This window comes from Marinomonas sp. FW-1, assembly GCF_005222245.1.
In the GTDB taxonomy this organism is placed as follows: Bacteria; Pseudomonadota; Gammaproteobacteria; order Pseudomonadales; family Marinomonadaceae; genus Marinomonas; species Marinomonas alcarazii.
Genome location: NZ_CP025987.1, coordinates 2,284,745 through 2,304,664 on the forward strand (window position 1 = coordinate 2,284,745; position 19,920 = coordinate 2,304,664).

The following is a 19,920-nucleotide window of genomic DNA, read 5'->3' on the forward strand; positions in this document are numbered from 1 at the left end:
AACCTTATGATATGAAATATTATTTTACAATATTAGTCCTTAATGTAAAGGGAATACAGCTATGGCAGACCAGTTAGAAGTAGATTTATCTTTTTTCGATAATAGCGAGTATGAAGAAAGAGCTGATTACTTAACAAATGAACAGTTACTTGACTGGACAGCCAACAGTTTACATTTCCAGAACATTCAAAAAAAGCTAATCCAAGTAGGTGCTAAGTTGATTACAGGCCCTAGAGGTACGGGAAAAACGCACCAGATGCGTTGTGCCTATAATACTTGCCTAAATGACGATAGTCTACCGCTTCCAATATATGTCACATTTAATCATTACTTAAGGTTAGAAACATATCTACATAATAAATCTAATGCTCTAGATATTTTCCATGCGTGGGTTCTTTGCAAAATATCATACGATGTTATGAATAATTTCAATGTAAACTATAACAAAGAATGCCTTAGCAAAAGCAAAATCTATAATTTCATTAAAGATATGGAACGAAACATATATAATGACGATTATGATGAGCTAATATCAACAATAAATATATCCTTAACTCAAGCCTTGATTCATAGAGCACTAGATACGAAAGGTAGAAAAAGAGCAATCTTATTATTAGATGATGCCGCATTAACTTTGACTCGAGACTATATGGTTGAATTTTTCGATATTTTTCGAAGCATCAAGTCAATAAAAATCTCACCTAAAGCTTCAGTCTACCCTGGAACAACACAGTATGGACCGAGATTTCATATCGGTCAGGATGCTGAGCAGGTGTCAATATGGATGGATGTTCAGGATAAAGATTATATTCCATTTATGAATACAATCATTGATAAAAGATTTCGAGAACATGTTAAGATAGATGATCAAATTTTAAACTTACTAATGTATGCATCTTTTGGTATACCTAGAGCATATATTTCTTTAATAAGATCATATGTTGACTCTGACACCAATAAAACACAGCAACAACGAATAAACCTAGTAATACAGTCTAGATGTGAAAATATCATTCAAGAATTCTTATCAATTGCCGAAAAAATAAAACAATATGGTAGCGTTATTAACATTGGAAACAAATTCTTATTCAGCCTGATAAACTTAGTTAAAGAATTCAACTATGAAAACTCTGAAAAAAAAGGTGATAACTTTAAGAAAAACATCATAATTGGGATAGAAGATATTGATGAAAAAGCTGGAAGAATGATTAAATTCCTAGTTGAAGCTGGACTACTTTTTGAAATGTCAATGGTTTCACATGGTCAAGAAAGGAAGCTGAGACGTTTTGTTCCGCATTTAGCACTCTTAATAAAAGAAAAGGCTTTGATTAAAAGCAGGGGATTTAATGTTTCTCAGTTAGTATCTGTATTATCTGGCCCTTCTGAGAAACATCCAATAAGAAGAAAGTTTAACCGTGTTCTCCCTGATAAAGAAATTGCAAATATTAAAATAGACTTACCGGAATGCCCTAATTGCAGCACAGCCCGAATTGCAGATGGACAAAAATTCTGTCATATATGTGGTAGTGAATTGGTTGATGGGTCAATATTCAAAGAGTGCATGAGTAAAAAGTTATCAGAGTTACCTTTTACTGACTTTCAGCATAAAGTTATTAGAATATCTAAATTCAAAACAATAGAAGATGTTCTTATGTCCGATGATACGATTATAGAATTAAAAAAAGTAAAACAAGTTGGGCCAAAATACGCAGAAAAAATTGTCAATAAAATTAATGCTTGGACAAATGAGTTTTTATACTAATGGAAAAAAAAGAATTTAAATTTGCATTATCAGGTGCAAGAAGCACTACTACAATACGCTCACAATCCCTATTTGATATATCGTATAAAGAGCCTGATAAGTCACCTATTGATATATATGAAAGTAATATGTTGTCATATAAAAAATTACTCGGCTGTTTCGTTTTAGAACCCACGACAGGAAACTACACATCTTTGGCATCTCAGAGCAACGAGGAATGGGCTAAACTTTCAAACCTACTCATTCTTGGGTTTATATCATCGGTGGAGAGCTATGTTCGCTGTCTCCTTAGGAGACTACTACTTATTGATGGGGAGTCAAAGGGGAACAGTTACTCAAAATCAGTAACATATGGAGCAGCCATTCATCACAATAAGAAATTGTTGCCTGAGGCATTGATGGAGGACTGCTCTTTCCACTCAGCATACAATATTAAAGAAACGGTAAAGAGTTTTACTGGCGTAAGTTTAAAAAATCTCAAAAAAAACCCCGAGCTCGCAACTGCATTTACTGATTTTGATTTTATTGGTCAGTTAAGGCACTGCGTTGTACATCGTTCTGGACTCTTCGGTTCAAATAACGCCCTATCTTTGGGCTTAGAACAATATTATGAGTATCTAGAAAAACCCATTAAACTTGAACTAAGTGTAGTACAAGAAGCCGCAAAGGCATGTGACAACCTAGTAAAAGAGCTCAATGACACTCTGTTCAGTGAGTTTTTGAATCGGACCATAAACACATATGATTGGAAAGGGGATTTTAGAAGTGATGCAAAATACTTTAATAAATATTTTAATGTATTTAGCCCATCAAATAAGAATTTTTTAAAGCTAAAATGCTATCATGAATTCAGAGACTGTAATAATTTACGCTACAGAAGAAACTGAATTTAGGGTCAGATGAAAATAACGAGATGAAAAGGGCTATTTTTCATCTGGCTCTAATATCAGCATGTTGATTACAACCTGGTATAATGCCCGCATTTGCGGCTGGTTTACAGCGCAGCGGAAAAATAGTCCGACAACATGCGCTTGTTAGGCATCTTCTACCCCAATACTTTGAAGCAGCGCCGAATACTGATCTGGATCTTTTTCTTCAATTTTCCGTAATATAAAACTTGCCGTTGTCTTCATCTCAGGCACATCAATAGGCAAAATACTTCTCTCAAATACACCCGCTAAATGGGAAAACTCATTGTTGATGCGATCAGTTAGTGACGATGCCAATGCATCATCTCCGAAAAAACGCGCCAACTTATCATCTTTTTCTACGGCATTGGGGTATTTGTAGTACAAGAATGCTTCAAGAAACTTGCGGGCATTGTTTCCAAAGTTGTAGTAGCAATCATGATTTTCATCACTCTCGATCTGAGCATGAGCGCATTTATAAATTTGATGAAACAGAAAGTTGAACTCCGTGACGTAGTCTTTCAGATATCGAGGCATCAATGTAATGTCACTGACTTGATCCGTTCGGTTAATGATAAAGTATTGTGACTTTTTTTTGTTCAAGGCGCCGGGAAGCCGCTTAAGATACTTCAAAAAATCCAAATTGTGAGTCGAAATAAATAGCTGCTTAAAACGGTCACGTTCCTTGATCTCACCGTCATCTTCATATTTCTCTGGCGTTACAATCTCAGCATTAATAAGGCTGTAGACAAAAAAGATATGGTTTGCATCTAAGCTGGAAATGGGATCATCGATCCAAATGATTGGCTGGTTACCTTTAGTCTCTATGTCTTCAAGCTTGGCCATGAAGTAACAGAAAGCTATCAGGCTGCATTCCCCTTCGCTGAGATGGAATGCTTTTTTGTCGTTTCGAGTTACCTCAAACCGGTATCCAGATGACGCGTCCCCCAGTTTTTCTTCAATGGCTTTTAGTGAGAGAGACTGGTGGCCGAAAAAGTTGTTCAGATAATCGTTTACCCTATCAGCGCCCTTGCTTTCATCTTTTAGCTGGGCCTTCAATTCAGCGATCTTTTCTTGTTTTACATCAACTTTTACTTTTGCGGTATTTTTAGCTTCCTTCGCTTCACCCATAGCCACATTCAATGCCTCAATGGTCGTATACTCGTCCGCATACTTAATGTCGTTTATGAATGTATAAACCTCATGGAGGCGGAGAGCCGCACGAGCTTCTGATTGGTCGGCGCTTAGTGAAGCTGTAAGCTGGTTAGATTCGTTTCTGAGCTCCTCATACGAATCCCTGACCGCATTCAAAGCACCTTCAATAGACTCAGATGTTTTAAACTCAAGAGGCGTAAAAATGTCATCTCTTCGTTTTTCGATCTGTTCTTTTATCGAGTCCAGACTCTGACTGTAAGACTCTGATAAGGTAGACAACTGTTCTGCTAATGAATCCAAGTCGGCTGTAAAGTTAGAGTAGAAATCCGAGTTTTTGATTTTCAGTAGATTAGGAACTCGGGGGCGCTCACGTTCAATCGATCCAAGAAGCGTTTCCAATGCTTGACGAAGGCCTTCAGACTCCTGGTTAAAATGCTTGTCCAGTTTCTCCCACAAATCTTCAGGAAGATCGTTGCCACAAAATGCGCACTTATCTCTTTTCTCTTGATGGTGGCCCCGACCAGTCCTCACCCACGAGGCCAAAGCTGCATCGTTTAGCAATTCCTGAATTGGATCAGATGCCTGAATCTTTTTTTCAATGAGCTCTTTAGCCTTTGAAACGATAGCAGAGTATTGAAGATTGAAAGTTGATGATTCAGGGATTTCCGATTTTGGTTCTTCTCTAAGGAGATCGTGAAACTTGCTCACCTGCTCATCAGTAAGCGGAGAATAAGTGTCTTTAGTAACAGTCGAGATGTCTGTCTTTATTTTGGGAACATTGTAGTTGGCATCACCAAACGTTTTATTGTGCTTGATTCCAGTGCCTGCCTTATTGGCTTTATCACGTAACTTCCCCTCCAATTCTGACGACTTGTCGTCATGGTCTTTTTTGGCTCCTTTGAATTTTTCTTCAGCCCCAAAGAGTTCTCCCAGCAGTCCAGACTTGTCCTCTTCGCTCCCAAGTTCGGCTTCATGCTTCGCGATTTCTTCCTCAAGCCTTGTGTTGTCTTCCCCCAAGATGGCGAATGAATTGATCGTCTGCTCGTCATCAACAATGAACCGAAGGTTGTCTCGGACAAAGTCCTCATTGAAAACCCGAACGATTTGACCATGATTGCTTAATGACCTCTGCGTGGCAATCCTGCCGCCATCAAAAGACAATTGAAACTCAGGTGAACTATATTTATCCGATATCGTGCCGATTTCGAGAGCTCTGAAGATCCGCGAGAGTGTTGTTTTGCCAGAGTAATTTCGGCCATATATAATGTTTAGGCTTTTAAATTCTGTGATGTTATTACCAGCATCCCGCATAGATGATGACCACTGAAAATCATCATAGACCGCCATACCTTTAATTAAATCTATTTTTTTGATATGTCCGCTCATATATGTCCTTTTTAATGATTCCTAACGCCCGTAACACAGGCAAAATTGTAGCGCTGCATAAATTAGGCTTAGCGCTCATAGCTTTGCTTAACCCTTTCGTTCACTTCGATACAAGCTTTGATAATTTTTAACGAAGACTTTACAAGGGCCTCATTTCTTCCTGATTCGACTTCTCCTGTTGGAAGAAACTTTCCGCCGTGAAAGAGATTGTTTCTCACCGTTCGAACAAACCTAATAATTTGCTGTGTGGTTCTCTGATTTTGATCTAAGACCTGCTCTTGGAAGATAACTTGTCCGCGTTGGAGAACTTGCTTTCTTGGCGGTGAATTTAATAGTAAATTCTTTGCTGCAACTAATTCTTCGGAAGCCAATTGATCAAATTGTTCGTGAATCTCATTGGCGAATTGATCCCAAGAAGGCTCAACCTTACCTTCATAACCTAGTACATATCCAGTTGACTTTAAAGCATGTTCCATCCGCGAAAATGTCGCCATGAATTCAATGGCTAAGTCTGCAGACATGTGTAAATGTTGAAATAATGGATTCACTTTAATTGCCTTCTAGGATTTATGCGCATCTTATTTTCTCAAGCAAAATCAAAATCTAACAAGAACAGTTTTGCTGTCATCTATTCGGATTTTTGGTAAAGCTTTTTAGCTTTTATCCCTGATGAATTCAGCTATCTTGTCATCACGCTATTTTACTAAGCAAAACTTGGTGTATCACTCTTTTAAATTCTGATTGTTTTAGGCTGATATTTTTGATTTCGTATCAATATCAGCCAAGCAATCCATAACAACTCATCCATTACAATAAACTGACAATACAATGGAAAAGCCAGAAAAACCATAAGATTTTTGTGGGATTTCACGAACAAGATAAACGCCAGAAGGATGGTTCCCCGCCTTCGCGGGGATGACGATGTATATTTGCGGGGGTGACTGTTTGTCTTCGCGGGAGTGACGGTTTATGGCGATGTTTGGTTTGCTTGATGTTTGATGAGGTTGGAGGCTCTGAACCCCATCTTCCGTCTTCCCCTTGAAGAAAGGGGAAGAGACTTAGCAGCAGTATTGAATGAGTTATGTGTATACGAACGACGGCAGATCACGCTTCGCTCATCGTGCCCTACGCTTTGGTAATTGATTAGCTTAGCAGGTGTTAGGGGGATGGTTCCCCGCCTTCGCGGGGATGACGATGTGTATTCGCGGGGGGTCTGTTCGTATTCGCGGGGGAACGGTTTATGGCGATGTTTGGTTTGCCTAATGTTTGATGAGGTTGGAGGCTCTGAACCCCATCTTCCGTCTTCCCCTTGAAGAAAGGGGAAGAGACTTGGCAGTAGTATTGAATGAATTATGCGTTTACGAGCAACGGCAGATCACGCTTCGCTCATCGTGCCCTACGCTTTGGTAATTTATGAGCTAAGCAGGTGTTAGAGGGATGGTTCCCCGCCTTCGCGGGGATGACGAAGTATATTTGCGGGAGTGACTGTTCGTCTTCGCGGGGATGACGGTTTATGGCGATGTTTGGTTTGCCTAATGATTGATGAGGTTGGAGACTCTGAACCCCATCTTCCGTCTTCCCCTTGAAGAAAGGGGAAGAGACTTGGCAGCAGTATTGAATGAGTTATGCGTTTACGAACAACGGCAGATCACGCTTCGCTCATCGTGCCCTACGCTTTGGTAATTTATTAGCTAAGCAGGTGTTAGGGGGATGGTTCCCCGCCTTCGCGGGGATGACGATGTATATTCGCGGGGGGTCTGTTCGTCTTCGCGGGGGAACGGTTTATGGCGATGTTTGGTTTGCCTAATGCTTGATGAGGTTGGAGGCTCTGAACCCCATCTTCCGTCTTCCCCTTGAAGAAAGGGGAAGAGACTTGGTAGTAGTATTGAATGAGTTATGCGTTTACGAACAACGGCAGATCACGCTTCGCTCATGGTGCCTTACGGTTTGGTAATTTGTGAGCAAAGCAGACGTCAGAGCTATGGATCCCCGCCTTCGCGGGGATGACGATGTGCAAGCAAAGCAGCTTTAAAGGACTACAAGTACCGCCCTTCTAGGTGTTTTCTGAAGTAGGCGGCGTTTAGGGTTTCGCCTGTGGCGCGTTTGACGAGTTCATCGGTGGTGTGGAGCGAGGCTTGTGTCCAGATGTTGTCGCTTAGCCATTGGAAGATGGGGCTTAGGTCGCCGCTTTGGATAGCTGCCTCGAAGTCGAGGTTTTGTATCATGGTGGCTTTGTATTGCGCCGCGTACATGGCGCCAAGTGTGTAGCTTGGGAAGTAGCCAAAGGCGCCATCTGTCCAGTGAATGTCTTGCATGCAGCCATTTTTGTAGTTGTCTTTGGTGGAGATGCCAAGGGCGGCTTTCATTTTTTCGTCCCACAATGCTGGGACATCGGTGTGTTCTATCACTCCGTTGATCAGGTCACGCTCTATCTCGTAACGTAGGATGACGTGCGCTGGGTAGGTTAGTTCGTCTGCGTCGACGCGGATAAAGCCTTTTTCCACTTGGGTGTAGATTTTGTAGAGGTTGTCTTCGGCAAACACAGGATCGTTGTGGGCGTTAAAAGCGTCTGCGGATAAGCGTGATAAGTGAGAGATAAACGGCTTGCTGCGCCCTATTTGCATTTCAAAAAATAAGGATTGCGATTCATGAATCCCCATAGATCGAGCTTCGCCCACTGGCAAGCCAGCGAAGGCGTTGGGTAAGCCTTGTTCATAACGAGCGTGGCCTGTTTCATGGACGATGCCCATTAAGGCTTGTACAAAGTCTTGCTCATCATAACGTGTAGTAATGCGCACGTCGGTTGGTACACCACCGCAGAATGGGTGCACGCTCTGGTCGAGTCTGCCGCGGTCAAAGTCGAATTGCAGCAGTTTCATCACTTCTAAGCCAAGAGCTTTTTGCGTCTCAGTGGAAAAAGTGCCTGATGGCAATAGGATGGATTCAGATTTCTGCTTTTCCAGTACTTTTTCAATCAGTTCTGGCAGCCAGGTTTTCACGTCAGTAAATAAGGTATTCAGCGACGCGGTTGTGGTGCCCGGCTCGTATTTGTCTAGCATGGCGTCATAAGGCGTAAGACCTAATGCAGCACCACGAATTTTTGCCTCTTCACGAGATAAAGCGACGACTTCTTTCCAGTTCTTCTCAAAGCCAGTCCAGTCATTTTCTTGACGCTGAGTGCGCCACGCATGTTCGCATTTGGAACCCGCGATGGATTGCGCTTGTACTAGATCTTCTGGAACCATGGTCGCTTGCTGCCATTGGCGTTTCATTTCCCGCAGGCTGGCTTTTTGTTCTGTGCTTAAGGGTTCTTGCTCGGCGTTACCAAACCATTGTTCTAGCTGTGGTTGCGTCGATAAACGGTGAATATGAACCGATAACTCGGCCATAGCATTGGAACGTGCTTCGCTACCGCCAGATGGCATGTTCGCGGCAGCATCCCAGCCAAGCATGGCTTGAGCATGATTAAAGTGACTAAGTGTTTGGTAATGTGACGTTAACTTGTCGTAGTTAGACATTGCAGTTTTCATCCTGTGCGGTTTGGGTTAACCAGAACGGTATCCATTTCAGTCATCTTATTACATTGGTATAAATGGGAATAGACAAAAAACCATTTCATAACTCTATTCACAAGCGAATCTAACACGTTCAGGTTGTGAAAATATACTCTTGACAGTATATACGTTAAAGCGTATTTTTTAGTCATAAAGACAGCAAGGATTGCTTATGATTTGGGAGATATTAATAACCGACGAATACGAACAATGGTTTCTTGGCTTGACGGACAAAGAGCAAGAAGACGTGCTATCAATGGTTGATGTATTAGAGATCAAAGGTCCTCAATTAGCACGACCCTATGCAGATTCTCTAAAAGGAACAAATAAGGTAAAGAACCTTAAAGAATTGAGAGTTCAGCATGCAGGAAAACCTTATCGTGTCTTTTATGCTTTTGACCCAACAAGGAAAGCCATATTGCTATGTGGTGGCCGCAAAGATGGGAGAAAAGATAAAACATTTTATGATAGATATATTCCATTAGCTGAAAAAGAATTCTTAAATTACTTGAAAAATAGTGATTCAGAAGAAACAAGATAGGAGGTTTAGCTATGGCTAAGTCGCTCAACGAATTACGAGAGAAAATTAAACCAGAGGTTCAAGCCGCAGCTAGAGCTAAAGCTGTTGCCATTATTGCAGAGATGTCTCTTGCAGAAGTCAGAAAAAAAAGAGGCATAAATCAGGCAGATTTAGCAGGCCTTATGAATATTGCTCAGCCAAACATCTCTCAAATTGAAAATCGTCCTGATGCCCTTATCAGTACATTGAATCAATATATTGAAGCATTGGGAGGTAAGCTAGAAATACACGCCAAGTTCCCTGACGGACAAGACATAGAAATTTCTCAATTCGCAATGATTAAGTAAAAAACAAAAAAGCCAAGACATCTTTAAAAGAAACGCCTCGGCTTTTTGAGTTTTACTCTAAGCTCTAAGAAAGCTTATTTATGACAACCACAACCCGTGTGCTCGTCGCTCAGTTCTTGCCAGTTTTTCAGTTTACTGGTGCCGCCAATGCCGGCATTAAAGCGGTTAGTTGGGTCGGTTTTTTGGTAAAAATCACGCAATGCTGGTTTGGCCATGTATTCATGCCCTACGTTATGCTCGGCAGGGTATTCTGCGCCGCGGGCATCGTAGCTGGATAGAATTTGTTTCTTCACTGCTTTGGCGTCGACGCCTTTTTTCATGATGTAGTTTTGGTGCATAACGTGGCAGAAGAAGTGTCCGTAGTACATTTTAACCGCAACTTTGTCTTCGATGTCTTTTGGTAGCTCTTCAAACCAATCACGTTCATTACGAGGAAATGCGACGTCGATGGTCATGATGGAGCCTAGGTCTTTTTTGTTCATGATGTGATAACGCGTCAATGCACCACCGGTCACAAAACGATGCAAAATAGCTTGGTCGGCTTCACGTTTGGTGCACGCAAAGAAGTCGCCTTCGTTGTTTTTAAAGAAGTTTTCCAAATAGGCTTGCGCTTCTGCAACACCGTCGTTGCTGGTTTCCACTATCCAGTGATGTTCGTATTTTTCACGAAAATCTTCCATGCGCTTTGGTAGATGATTCGGGAAAAGCTGACTCGCGTATTGCATCATGATGTCAGAGAATTTAGACGGCATGAATTTCAGTTTGCCAGCCCAACGATCGACCGTGCGTTTAAGGGCAAACATTTTAGGAATGTATTTGGTGCCCAGTTTATCGATCACCAAGTAGCTGTCTTTACCGTATTTTTTACTGATATCGTAGCTGCTGCTGTGCATGTATTCGCCAGATACTGGCAAATTTTTGAATGTCGATAACATGTCACGACGCATCTGTTCCATTACGGCTGGATCATTTGTACCAATGTAGAAAACTTGATACTTCTCTGGGATCGGGAAGGTATCAATACGCACGGCAAAGACGGCCAATTTACCAGCGCAGCCAGAAGCTTCATGCAAACGTCGTGGGTCGTTGTTAAAACGTGATGGCGTATCGGCATCTACATCTCGAATACGTTCATGGTATTCGTTGTCAGAACCCAATTTATCGGGGAATTGAACGTCTTTTTCTTGGTAAGTTTTGTTTTGCAGGTTGGTTAGAATTTCTTCTGGGTCGCTACCCAGCTCTATGCCTAGATTATTCACCAATTGCAGCTCGCCATCTGCCGTTACTTGGGCGAACAATGCCATTTCGGTATAAGCAGGCCCACGCTGAACCAAAGCGCCACCTGAGTTATTGCAAACACCACCCACAATAGAGGCACCAATACAAGAAGAACCAATCACAGAATGCGGCTCACGACCATAAGGTCTCAGCGTATCTTCTAGGCCAAATAAGGTACTACCGGCAAAACCAACAATTTGCTTGCCTTGATCAAGTAGCTGAATGTCGTCGATGCGCATGGTGCTAATAATGACGATAGGACGATCATAATCCGCGCCATTTGGTGTTGAACCACCCGTCAAACCAGTATTAGCCGCTTGCATAATAACGATAACATCCGCTTTCACACAGGCTTGTAGACATTTCCAGATTTCAACCAAACTACCAGGGCGGACAACCGCATACGCCTTGCCACCACCAAGACGAAAACCTTGGCTATAAGGTTTAGTCTTGTCTTCATCGGTTAGCGTATATTGGCTGCCAACTATGGCTTTTAGCTCAGCGGCTAAATCTTGAGAGGTTTCCGTCATTGTCATATCAGCTACTTCATAACAGGTTTAGGGGAAAAAGAGGCCAATATACTAAACTTAACGACTGGCAAAAAACACTCCGCAACAGACCATCTATCAAAATTCCTTATTGTAAAAACACATAGAATCAAAATTAATTATCTAAGCTAGTACTTTCTGCCCCATGACGTTGAAAGAAATTCGTCACGTCATCGACAATCGGCGCTTTGCTTTTCAAGAACCAAACAAGGCTAGACACCATCGCCACGTGATCTACGCCTTTGTAGATTTTACTTTCTACTGCGCCCTGCTCGGCTTGTATTTTTGCAATCAATTTGTCCATATTGCTTTTACCGACAATGGTATCTTCATCCCCCCAAAGCAGTAACATTGGCGGCTCTTTGCCATCAATAAACGTGGTTACTTGCATATTCGGGTAATTTTCTGGCGGACCAAACATGTCTTTATAGTCTTCTTCATATGGCACAAAGTCATAAGGCCCAGATAAGCCAGCAAAGGCTTTGATAATAGAAGGTGTTAAACCTTCGGCTTGCAAATACTGCTTGTCGGCAGTCAACATTGCGCCAATATGCGCTCCTGCTGAATGACCTGAAATAAACAAACGCTCAGGATCGCCTTGGTATTTGGCAATATTGCGATATGTCCAAGCCACCACCTTGGCACCGTCTTCAACAAAGGTTGGAAATTTTACTTGTGGGTATTTGCTGTAATCGGCAATTACTGTGATATAGCCTTTTTTGGCAAAGGCTTCCCCGACAAAGGGGTACATGTCTTTTGAGCCATCTTTCCAGCTACCACCATAAAAGAAGACAATGACAGGAAGCGATTCACCGGACGAATGCGGTGGAACGTAGACATCCAGTTTTTGCCAAGGCTCAGAACCATAAGCAATATCTTTTGTCCTTTCGGTATCACTGAATGCATTAGGTAAATTGGCTACTCCCAGCCCCACCTTAGTACAGGCAACGAGTAATAAAGAACTCAGTGCCACACATACTTTTGCTATCCTCAAAATTAACCTCTTGCTTCTCTTAAAATGAACTCAATTATAGTAATACGCAGCAGAGAGAAAAATAGACTAGAATTTTTATACTCTAATTTTCACCCAGAAATCATCAAATGATTGAACTATCAAAGTATATTTCCTAGAATGTTTTATGCGGTTGGAAACAACTAAGATTGGCGGGCTGCCTTAATGCGGTGCGCTGAGCGCTAGCTCTTTCCCCCGCCTTCTTTTTTGTGCTTCATAATTCCAATATACTCCCTTAGACAATCAACTTCTTAAGGATTAAGAATGTTTTTACTCTATGCGGATGAATCCGGAACCCCCGGTGGAGCTGATCAAGAACATTTTGTTCTTGCTGGAATAACAGTATTTGAACGAAAATCACATTGGTTATCTCTAGAGCTAGATAAAATAGCAGCTCGGTTTAATAATCAAGATCCCAATTCTGTTGAGCTTCATGGAGCGCCAATGCTGTCGGGCAGAAAGTTTTGGCGAAAATTTGATAAAGAAGATCGGCTCAACGCAATTAAAGATGCCTTACGTTTAATTGATGGCAATTACTATCGAGTGATTGCTTCCGTTGTTAAAAAAGGGGCAATATCCCCACAAGATCCGGTTTACAGTACCTTTCAGCAACTCATTACTCGTTTTGATCATTTCTTAGCAAGGGAACATACCCATTTCAAAAATCCCCAAAGAGGGCTAATTCTCTTTGACAAAAGTAGCAAAGAAGCCCCTATTCAAGCACTCGCTACAGAATTCAAAATAGATGGACACGAATGGGGGAAATTACGCAATATGGCTGATGTTCCCGTTTTTATAGATAGCCATGCAACTAGGTTAATTCAACTCGCAGACTTAGTCGCTTACGCCATATTCAGAAAATATGAAAAACAAGATAATCAATTCTTTGAAATGATTGAAAATAAGTTTGATTATTTTGGTGGCGTTCAACACGGCTTGCATGTAAGTGTGTAAAAAAGCCGCTCTTTGGAGCGGCTTTTTACTTTCAGTAATCTGCTGCTAGATAAGCAGATTAGCCGCCAAACACAACGGTGCGTTTGCCATTCAAGAATACGCGTTTTTCCACGTGACACTTCACAGCGTTAAACAAGGTAACACGTTCAATGTCTTGCCCTTTCGCGATAAGGTCTTCCGCATAGTGAGCGTGGTTCACGACTTGGATGCCTTGGGAAATAATAGGACCTTCGTCGAGGTCGTTGTTCACGTAGTGAGCGGTAGCGCCAACCATTTTCACGCCTTTTTCCCATGCTTGGTGATAAGGTCTAGCACCTTTAAAGCCTGGTAATAAAGAGTGATGAATATTGATAGCGCGGCCATCAAGGTATTCACACATACTTGGGGAAAGCACTTGCATATAACGAGCTAATACAACCAATTCTGTGTCGTATTTTTCGATCAAGTCACGCACTTGCGCTTCTTGTTCTAGCTTAGTTTCAGCCGTAATTGGCAAATGGTAATATGGAATACCATGCCATTTCGCAAGGTCTTCTAAATCTGGGTGATTTGAAATAATAACGGTGACATCTATGTTCAATTGACCTGTGCGAAAACGATACAGTAGATCGTTCAAGCAGTGATCGTATTTAGACACCATAATCGCCACTTTTGGCTTGTGATTTGGTGCCGTTAACGACCAATCCATTGAGAATTCAGCTGCACGTGCTGCAAACTCTGCCTTGAAAGTTTCTTCATTAAATTCGGAATTTTGTGGCAAGAATTCTATACGAATAAAAAAGCGGCCTGACTCTCTGTCATCAAAGGAGTGAATTTCGTCAACATAGTTACCGGCTTCGGCCATATATCGAGTCACTACATCAACCGTTCCAATAATGCTTGGGCAGCTAGCAGTAAAAATCCAAGGTGCAGTTTTTGATTTCATACAATTGTCTCTTATTGTCTTAAGCTTTTATATTCACTTGAGGGCTGACCGCATGGTGCGATCAGCCTTGAAGTGACATAACTCAAATAACTTAGGCTTTTACCACTAGACCGTATTCACGACTTGCATCTTGAATCCACAACCAAAGGTAATCAGCAAAACTACGACGCACAACCAATTCGTATTTGTCATCCTCAAGACGGCAAATAGTCACACCACTTTTCGCAAAAACAGTAGACACGACTTTGCCAACTGGGAATTCACGTGGGTGTAAATCCACTGGTGTAGATTTCTTCAGCATGTTGACAACTTGGCTGCCAGACACATCAAAAATGGTCGTTCCGCCGCTGATGTTCACCAAAGAATAGTGTCCTGTCATGCTTTCATAGAAACGAGTTTCCAAGTCAAAAGCCTGTTCACCAGCAACAATAATCAACCACTCATCAGGCGATATCCAGCGAATTGAAACTGCATCCGTCGTTACAGACGTCAGGGGTTCCATTGGCAAAGCGGCACCTAATAAAGACTCAATCTGTGACAATTGCTCAGCGGACGGTACACAACGCAGCGTTAACAGACCTTGCAGTTTACGCTCATGAAAGTACACACCACCTTCTTTTGGGCCGTGCTGGCTAACGCTAGCAAGATCCGCATGGTGCAGCGGGCTTTCACCAACAATATCTGCTTCTGGCAATTGCTTTGTCACCAATTTACTTTCTGCTACTGTGACATCAGACATTTTGACGCTCCCCTTTTGGATCTAAGAATACTGGGCTGCAAATTTCAGCTTCAATAACACGGCCATCAGCTAATGGATAAAATACTCTTTCACCCATTTTATCTAAGCCACCTTTTACAAATCCCATTGCTACAGAGCGGTTCAAGTTCGCACTCCAGTAACTTGATGTCACATGGCCAACCATTGGCATTGGGATTGGTGCTTTAGGATCAAGTACACCTTGGGCACCTTCTGGCAACACCGCTTTTGGATCTATTGTTTTCAAGCCAACAAGCTGTTTGCGGTTCTCACGAACACAGTCTTCACGCTGCATACCACGCTTACCAATAAAGCTAAATGGTTTTTGCATAGAGACAGCCCATGACATGCCTAAGTCAAACGGATGTACAGAACCGTCCGTATCTTGACCAGCAATAATGAAGCCTTTTTCCGCACGCAAGATGTGCATTGTTTCCGTGCCATACGGTGTTAAATTAAATTCTTCACCATGTTCAAATAGCGCTTTCCAAACATGCATACCATAGTTTGCTTGTACGTTGATCTCAAAAGAAAGCTCGCCAGTAAAGGAAATACGGAACACACGTGCTGGCACGCCTGCAACCGTCATAGGTTTCCAATCCATAAAGGCCATGTTTTCTTTAGATACATCGTAATCCGTTAGCTTTTCCAACAACTTGCGGCTGTTCGGACCAGAAATAGTCATCGTTGACCAATGGTCTGTCACACTAGTGAAAAACACTTCTAACTCTGGCCATTCTGTTTGGTGATAAATTTCTAACCAAGAAAGAACTCGAGCCGCACCACCAGATGTTGTGGTCATCAAGAAGTGGTTTTCCGCCAAACAAGACGTTACACCATCATCAAACACCATACCGTCTTCGCCACACATCAAGCCGTAACGACATTTACCTACTGGTAATTTCGCCCAAGCGTTGGTGTAAACACGGCCAAGGAATTCACGCGCATCTTTACCTTGGATATCGATTTTACCCAGTGTAGAGGCATCCAAAATACCAACAGATTTACGTGTTGCTAAACACTCACGGTCCAAAGCTTGTTGCATGGTTTCGTTGCCTTGTGGGTAGTACCAAGGACGTTTCCATTGACCAACATCTTCAAACTTCGCGCCACGTTCAACATGCCAAGCATGCATTGCTGTGTAGCGTTCTGGATCAAACAAAGCACCGCAATCACGTCCTGCGATAGCACCAAATGTAACTGGCGTATAGTTAGGACGGAAAATCGTTGTTCCCGTTTGTGGAATGGTTTGATTGAGCATTTTCGCCGCAATCGCCATGCCGTTAATGTTACCTAGCTTACCTTGGTCAGTACCAAAGCCCATTGCCGTATAACGCTTAACGTGCTCGATTGATTCAAAGCCTTCACGACAAGCCAACTCAATGCCTGATGCGGTTACGTCATTTTGATAATCAACGAACTGCTTAGGCGCTTTAGATGTTGGTTTTGTGTGCGGGATATGGAACAAGGCCATTGCTTTGCCTTCTTCAATCGTTTCCGCTTTTGGCAACACTACGTCTTTCTTAGTCATTCCCAAATGAGTCAATGCATCCGCTGCGGCACTCACACCTTCAGCCAAAGCTTGCTCTGTTGTAAAAGAACCGTTAATTGCACCAGCAGTTAATTGTTTCTGATACGTTGTTCCTGGAACAAAACCTAAAATGTCATCATTCCACACTGGACGAGAACCTGTGTGACAAGACAAGTGAATAACTGGGCTCCAACCACCAGAAGAAGCTACGGTATCCGCTGCCATTTTGATGATAGGACCGACAACGGCATCACCAGCATCGTTCAACGGTGCGATAGAAACACCCGTCACACGTTTACTGCCGTGAGCTTCGATAACGCCTGAGCCCACCATGATACTGATACCACGTTCGCGCGCTGCATCAACAAACGTACCTTGAGGATTCTTGCGAGAATCAACAATAGCCACCACGTTGCGACCCGCGTCATGCCAATCTAGCGCCGTGCGGTAAGCGTTGTTGTTTGATGTCATTAGTACTAGGTTTTTACCAGGTACTACGCCATAACGGTTGATGTAAGTTGATACGGCATTTGCCACCATACAACCTGGCACATCATTGTTGCCGTATACCAAAGGACGTTCATGAGCACCCGTTGCCAAAACAACCCACTTAGCGCGAACACGATGGTAACGCTGAGCAACTTGGCCATTCGGCGCACGGTCTGCAAATTGATCGGTACAATGTTGTTGAATCGTCAAGAAGTTATGGTCGTGGTAACCATTAACTTGAGAGTTTGGCAGCATCAAAACATCGTCATATGTAGACAATTCTTTAACGACATCAGCCACCCATTCTGTAGCAGGTTTACCATCTAGCAATTCTGTACTGCTTAGTAAGCTTCCGCCAAATTCATTTTGCTCATCCGCGATAATCACTCGAGCACCCGCGCGCGCTGCCGTTAACGCTGCAGCTAAACCAGCAGGGCCGGCACCAACAATAATGACATCACAATGTTGATTCATTTTGTCGTAGATATCTGGATCATTTTCTTTTGGAGCGCGACCAAGACCTGCGGCTTTACGAATAAAAGATTCGTAGGTTTCCCACATAGATTTTGGGTACATGAAGGTTTTGTAGTAGAAACCCGGTGGCATCATCTTTCCACCGACTTTACCAACCAAGCCCATCATGTCGTTATCAACACTTGGCCAACCATTAGTTGAACCTGCAACCAACCCACCGTAAAGCGATTGTTGCGTCGCACGTACGTTAGGAATTTGTGTCGCTTCTGTTGCGCCCACTTGCATTATAGCATTCGGTTCTTCTGCACCTGCCGCTACGATGCCGCGAGGACGGCTGTATTTAAAGCTTCGGCCGATAATATCGACGCCATTAGCCAATAAAGCAGACGCCAGGGTGTCACCCTCGAAGCCTGTGTACTTTTTGCCATTGTAGGTAAAAGTAAGTGCTTTAGAGCGATCGATACGACCGCCATCTTGAAGACGATTCTTTTGAGTCATTATGGCGATCCTTACTTACTCTGAATTGCGTTAGCCACAACAGTTGGCTGTTCGCCAACCTTGTAGACTTCTTTTATTTCGTAAGTTTGAGTGTCACGAGTAACGTTGAAGTACTTACGGCAACCTGCTGCATGTACCCATAGCTCGTGATGTATGCCTCGTGGGTTAGCACGGAAATACATAAACTCACCCCATTCTTTATCCGTACAAGCATCAGGATCTAGCGGTCGAGCGATATGCGACTGTCCTGCCGCGTGGAATTCTTCTTCCTCACGGTATTCGCAACAATGCGGGCAATAAATATGAAACATGGTAACTCTCTCCTTATTCGGTATTAGCCCGTTTAGTGTGCTACGCCAGCCGCGCCGTGTTCATCAACAAGCGCGCCGTTATGGAAACGGAACATAGAAAAAGGTTTAGCCAATGGGTGCATTTCACCCTTCGCCAGAGACGCGGCAAATACATGACCTGACCCTGGTGTTGCTTTAAAACCACCTGTGCCCCAACCACAATTGAAAAACAAGTTTTTCACTGGTGTTTCACTGATGATAGGACAAGCATCTGGACAAGTATCAACGATACCACCCCATTGGCGGTTCATACGTACTCGGCTAAATACTGGGAACATTTCTACAATCGCTTGGATCGTATGCTCGATCGTCGTATAGGAACCACGCTGCCCATAACCGTTATAGCCATCAATACCAGCACCGATAACCAAGTCACCTTTGTCTGATTGCGACGCATAACCGTGTACATGGTTTGACATAACAACCGTATCAAGAATAGGTTTAATCGGTTCAGATACCAAAGCCTGTAGAGGGTGTGACTCTAATGGCAATTCAAAGCCTGCCATTTTTGCCATCACACTAGAATTACCAGCAACAACACAACCCACTCGATCAGCTCGAATCTCGCCATAACGAGCGGTACGAACACCAACAACGGTGCCGTCTTCGATAATCAGATCTTCAACTTCTGTTTGTTGGATAAGATCCACACCATGCGCATCCGCACCACGGGCAAAACCCCAAGCAACAGCGTCATGACGAGCGACACCCGCACGTGGTTGCCAAGAAGCACCCATTACTGGATAACGCGCACGATCAGAACAATCCAATACAGGAACAATCTCTTGAACTTGTTTAGCGTCTAACACCTCACCATCGATACCGTTTAAGCGGTTCGCATTTACACGGCGTTCAATATCACGCATGTCTTGCAAAGTATGACCAAGGTTCAAACAGCCACGCTGTGAAAACATCACGTTGTAGTTTAGGTCTTGGGATAAGCCTTCCCACAACTTCATGGCGTGCTCATAAAGGTGTGCTGCTTCATCCCACAAATAGTTTGAGCGCACGATTGTTGTATTTCGAGCCGTGTTACCACCACCCAAAAAGCCTTTCTCAATGACAGCAACATTGGTTACACCAAATTCTTTTGCCAAATAATATGCGGTCGCTAAACCGTGTCCGCCACCGCCTACGATGATTACATCGTATTTCTTTTTCGGGGTTGGATTACGCCACACCCGCTGCCAATTTTCGTGATGGCTAAAACTGTGCTTTAACAACCCAAAGCCTGAATAATGCTGCATCAGATCAGCTCCTTACATAAACAATCGTTTCGACGATTATCGTGGTGTGGTTAAAAAGGAAGTAGCGTTTCGGCAAACCGAGACGCTATAAACCAAGTTTTCATAGTGATAATAGAGAGAAAGATTTACGATCTAATGCTTGGAAGCGTCTAGCGAATGACAATTTACGACAGAGCGGAAATGTCGATTTTAGATAGGTTAAAAAACACTCTTATAGTGGGGCTA

Annotated in this window: 15 protein-coding genes; 5 read left to right on the forward strand and 10 right to left on the reverse strand. The window is 42.8% G+C overall.

The window, feature by feature from the left end:
* The first annotated feature begins 61 nt into the window (after positions 1-61).
* Both C1X04_RS10720 and C1X04_RS10725 read left to right on the forward strand, forming a co-directional pair.
* Entirely contained in the window at positions 62-1,762 is a 1,701-nt protein-coding gene (locus tag C1X04_RS10720; RefSeq protein ID WP_137169895.1) for a zinc ribbon domain-containing protein, read from the forward strand.
* Complete coding sequence (locus tag C1X04_RS10725) at positions 1,762-2,649, forward strand: hypothetical protein (protein ID WP_137169896.1); 888 nt, start codon at positions 1,762-1,764, stop codon at positions 2,647-2,649. The genes C1X04_RS10720 and C1X04_RS10725 overlap by 1 nt, the downstream gene beginning before the upstream one ends.
* Positions 2,650-2,796: 147 nt before the next feature.
* Here the strand turns inward: C1X04_RS10725 and C1X04_RS10730 are convergent, their stop codons facing one another.
* The 3 genes from C1X04_RS10730 to C1X04_RS10740 all read right to left on the reverse strand — a co-directional run bounded on the left by C1X04_RS10730 (position 2,797) and on the right by C1X04_RS10740 (position 8,729).
* The gene (locus C1X04_RS10730) at positions 2,797-5,211 is read right to left on the reverse strand and encodes an AAA family ATPase (protein WP_137169897.1); all 2,415 of its coding nucleotides are present in this window, start codon (positions 5,209-5,211) and stop codon (positions 2,797-2,799) included.
* Positions 5,212-5,279: 68 nt separating this feature from the next.
* A complete protein-coding gene (locus C1X04_RS10735) occupies positions 5,280-5,759 on the reverse strand; it encodes a hypothetical protein (RefSeq protein WP_137169898.1) in 480 nt (159 codons plus the stop codon).
* 1,488 nt (positions 5,760-7,247) lie between these two features.
* Entirely contained in the window at positions 7,248-8,729 is a 1,482-nt protein-coding gene (locus C1X04_RS10740; RefSeq protein ID WP_137169899.1) for a carboxypeptidase M32, read from the reverse strand.
* 208 nt (positions 8,730-8,937) lie between these two features.
* On the opposite strand from C1X04_RS10740, the gene C1X04_RS10745 reads away from it, so the two are divergent.
* Together C1X04_RS10745 and C1X04_RS10750 are read left to right on the forward strand one after the other, a co-directional pair.
* Positions 8,938-9,306, forward strand: a complete 369-nt coding sequence (locus C1X04_RS10745) for a type II toxin-antitoxin system RelE/ParE family toxin (RefSeq protein ID WP_137169900.1) — start codon at positions 8,938-8,940, stop codon at positions 9,304-9,306.
* Between the two features lie 11 nt (positions 9,307-9,317).
* Positions 9,318-9,632, forward strand: a complete 315-nt coding sequence (locus C1X04_RS10750; RefSeq protein WP_110573128.1) for an XRE family transcriptional regulator — start codon at positions 9,318-9,320, stop codon at positions 9,630-9,632.
* Between the two features lie 74 nt (positions 9,633-9,706).
* Here C1X04_RS10750 and dld read toward each other — a convergent pair whose 3' ends face one another.
* Both dld and C1X04_RS10760 read right to left on the reverse strand, forming a co-directional pair.
* The gene (gene dld / locus C1X04_RS10755; RefSeq protein ID WP_137169901.1) at positions 9,707-11,446 is read right to left on the reverse strand and encodes a D-lactate dehydrogenase; all 1,740 of its coding nucleotides are present in this window, start codon (positions 11,444-11,446) and stop codon (positions 9,707-9,709) included.
* Between the two features lie 127 nt (positions 11,447-11,573).
* The gene (locus C1X04_RS10760) at positions 11,574-12,452 is read right to left on the reverse strand and encodes an alpha/beta hydrolase (protein WP_254682249.1); all 879 of its coding nucleotides are present in this window, start codon (positions 12,450-12,452) and stop codon (positions 11,574-11,576) included.
* 282 nt (positions 12,453-12,734) lie between these two features.
* On the opposite strand from C1X04_RS10760, the gene C1X04_RS10765 reads away from it, so the two are divergent.
* Positions 12,735-13,424: a DUF3800 domain-containing protein gene (locus C1X04_RS10765; protein ID WP_137169902.1), complete on the forward strand. Its 690-nt coding sequence runs from the start codon at positions 12,735-12,737 to the stop codon at positions 13,422-13,424.
* A gap of 58 nt (positions 13,425-13,482) precedes the next feature.
* Here the strand turns inward: C1X04_RS10765 and purU are convergent, their stop codons facing one another.
* From purU to C1X04_RS10790, 5 genes are all read right to left on the reverse strand, one after another.
* Positions 13,483-14,349, reverse strand: a complete 867-nt coding sequence (gene purU / locus C1X04_RS10770; RefSeq protein ID WP_110573138.1) for a formyltetrahydrofolate deformylase — start codon at positions 14,347-14,349, stop codon at positions 13,483-13,485.
* A gap of 91 nt (positions 14,350-14,440) precedes the next feature.
* On the reverse strand, positions 14,441-15,088 hold the full coding sequence (locus C1X04_RS10775) for a sarcosine oxidase subunit gamma (protein WP_110573140.1): 648 nt from the start codon (positions 15,086-15,088) through the stop codon (positions 14,441-14,443).
* Positions 15,081-18,098 (reverse strand): sarcosine oxidase subunit alpha, encoded by a 3,018-nt coding sequence (locus C1X04_RS10780; protein ID WP_137169903.1) that lies wholly within the window; start codon positions 18,096-18,098, stop codon positions 15,081-15,083. The genes C1X04_RS10775 and C1X04_RS10780 overlap by 8 nt, the downstream gene beginning before the upstream one ends.
* Before the next feature lie 11 nt (positions 18,099-18,109).
* On the reverse strand, positions 18,110-18,409 hold the full coding sequence (locus tag C1X04_RS10785; RefSeq protein WP_137169904.1) for a sarcosine oxidase subunit delta: 300 nt from the start codon (positions 18,407-18,409) through the stop codon (positions 18,110-18,112).
* A 32-nt stretch (positions 18,410-18,441) separates the two neighbouring features.
* Positions 18,442-19,695, reverse strand: coding sequence for a sarcosine oxidase subunit beta family protein (locus tag C1X04_RS10790; protein ID WP_110573147.1), 1,254 nt, complete (start codon positions 19,693-19,695; stop codon positions 18,442-18,444).
* Between the last annotated feature and the right edge of the window lie 225 nt (positions 19,696-19,920).

Coding starts and splice junctions, on each gene's coding strand:
- C1X04_RS10780 (WP_137169903.1), bottom strand. CDS start 18,098: ATGACTCAAAAGAATCGTCTTCAAGATGGCGGTCGTATCGATCGCTCT.
- C1X04_RS10790 (WP_110573147.1), bottom strand. CDS start 19,695: ATGCAGCATTATTCAGGCTTTGGGTTGTTAAAGCACAGTTTTAGCCAT.
- C1X04_RS10785 (WP_137169904.1), bottom strand. CDS start 18,409: ATGTTTCATATTTATTGCCCGCATTGTTGCGAATACCGTGAGGAAGAA.
- C1X04_RS10750 (WP_110573128.1), top strand. CDS start 9,318: ATGGCTAAGTCGCTCAACGAATTACGAGAGAAAATTAAACCAGAGGTT.
- C1X04_RS10765 (WP_137169902.1), top strand. CDS start 12,735: ATGTTTTTACTCTATGCGGATGAATCCGGAACCCCCGGTGGAGCTGAT.
- C1X04_RS10775 (WP_110573140.1), bottom strand. CDS start 15,088: ATGTCTGATGTCACAGTAGCAGAAAGTAAATTGGTGACAAAGCAATTG.
- C1X04_RS10740 (WP_137169899.1), bottom strand. CDS start 8,729: ATGTCTAACTACGACAAGTTAACGTCACATTACCAAACACTTAGTCAC.
- C1X04_RS10745 (WP_137169900.1), top strand. CDS start 8,938: ATGATTTGGGAGATATTAATAACCGACGAATACGAACAATGGTTTCTT.
- dld (WP_137169901.1), bottom strand. CDS start 11,446: ATGACAATGACGGAAACCTCTCAAGATTTAGCCGCTGAGCTAAAAGCC.
- C1X04_RS10730 (WP_137169897.1), bottom strand. CDS start 5,211: ATGAGCGGACATATCAAAAAAATAGATTTAATTAAAGGTATGGCGGTC.
- C1X04_RS10725 (WP_137169896.1), top strand. CDS start 1,762: ATGGAAAAAAAAGAATTTAAATTTGCATTATCAGGTGCAAGAAGCACT.
- C1X04_RS10720 (WP_137169895.1), top strand. CDS start 62: ATGGCAGACCAGTTAGAAGTAGATTTATCTTTTTTCGATAATAGCGAG.
- purU (WP_110573138.1), bottom strand. CDS start 14,349: ATGAAATCAAAAACTGCACCTTGGATTTTTACTGCTAGCTGCCCAAGC.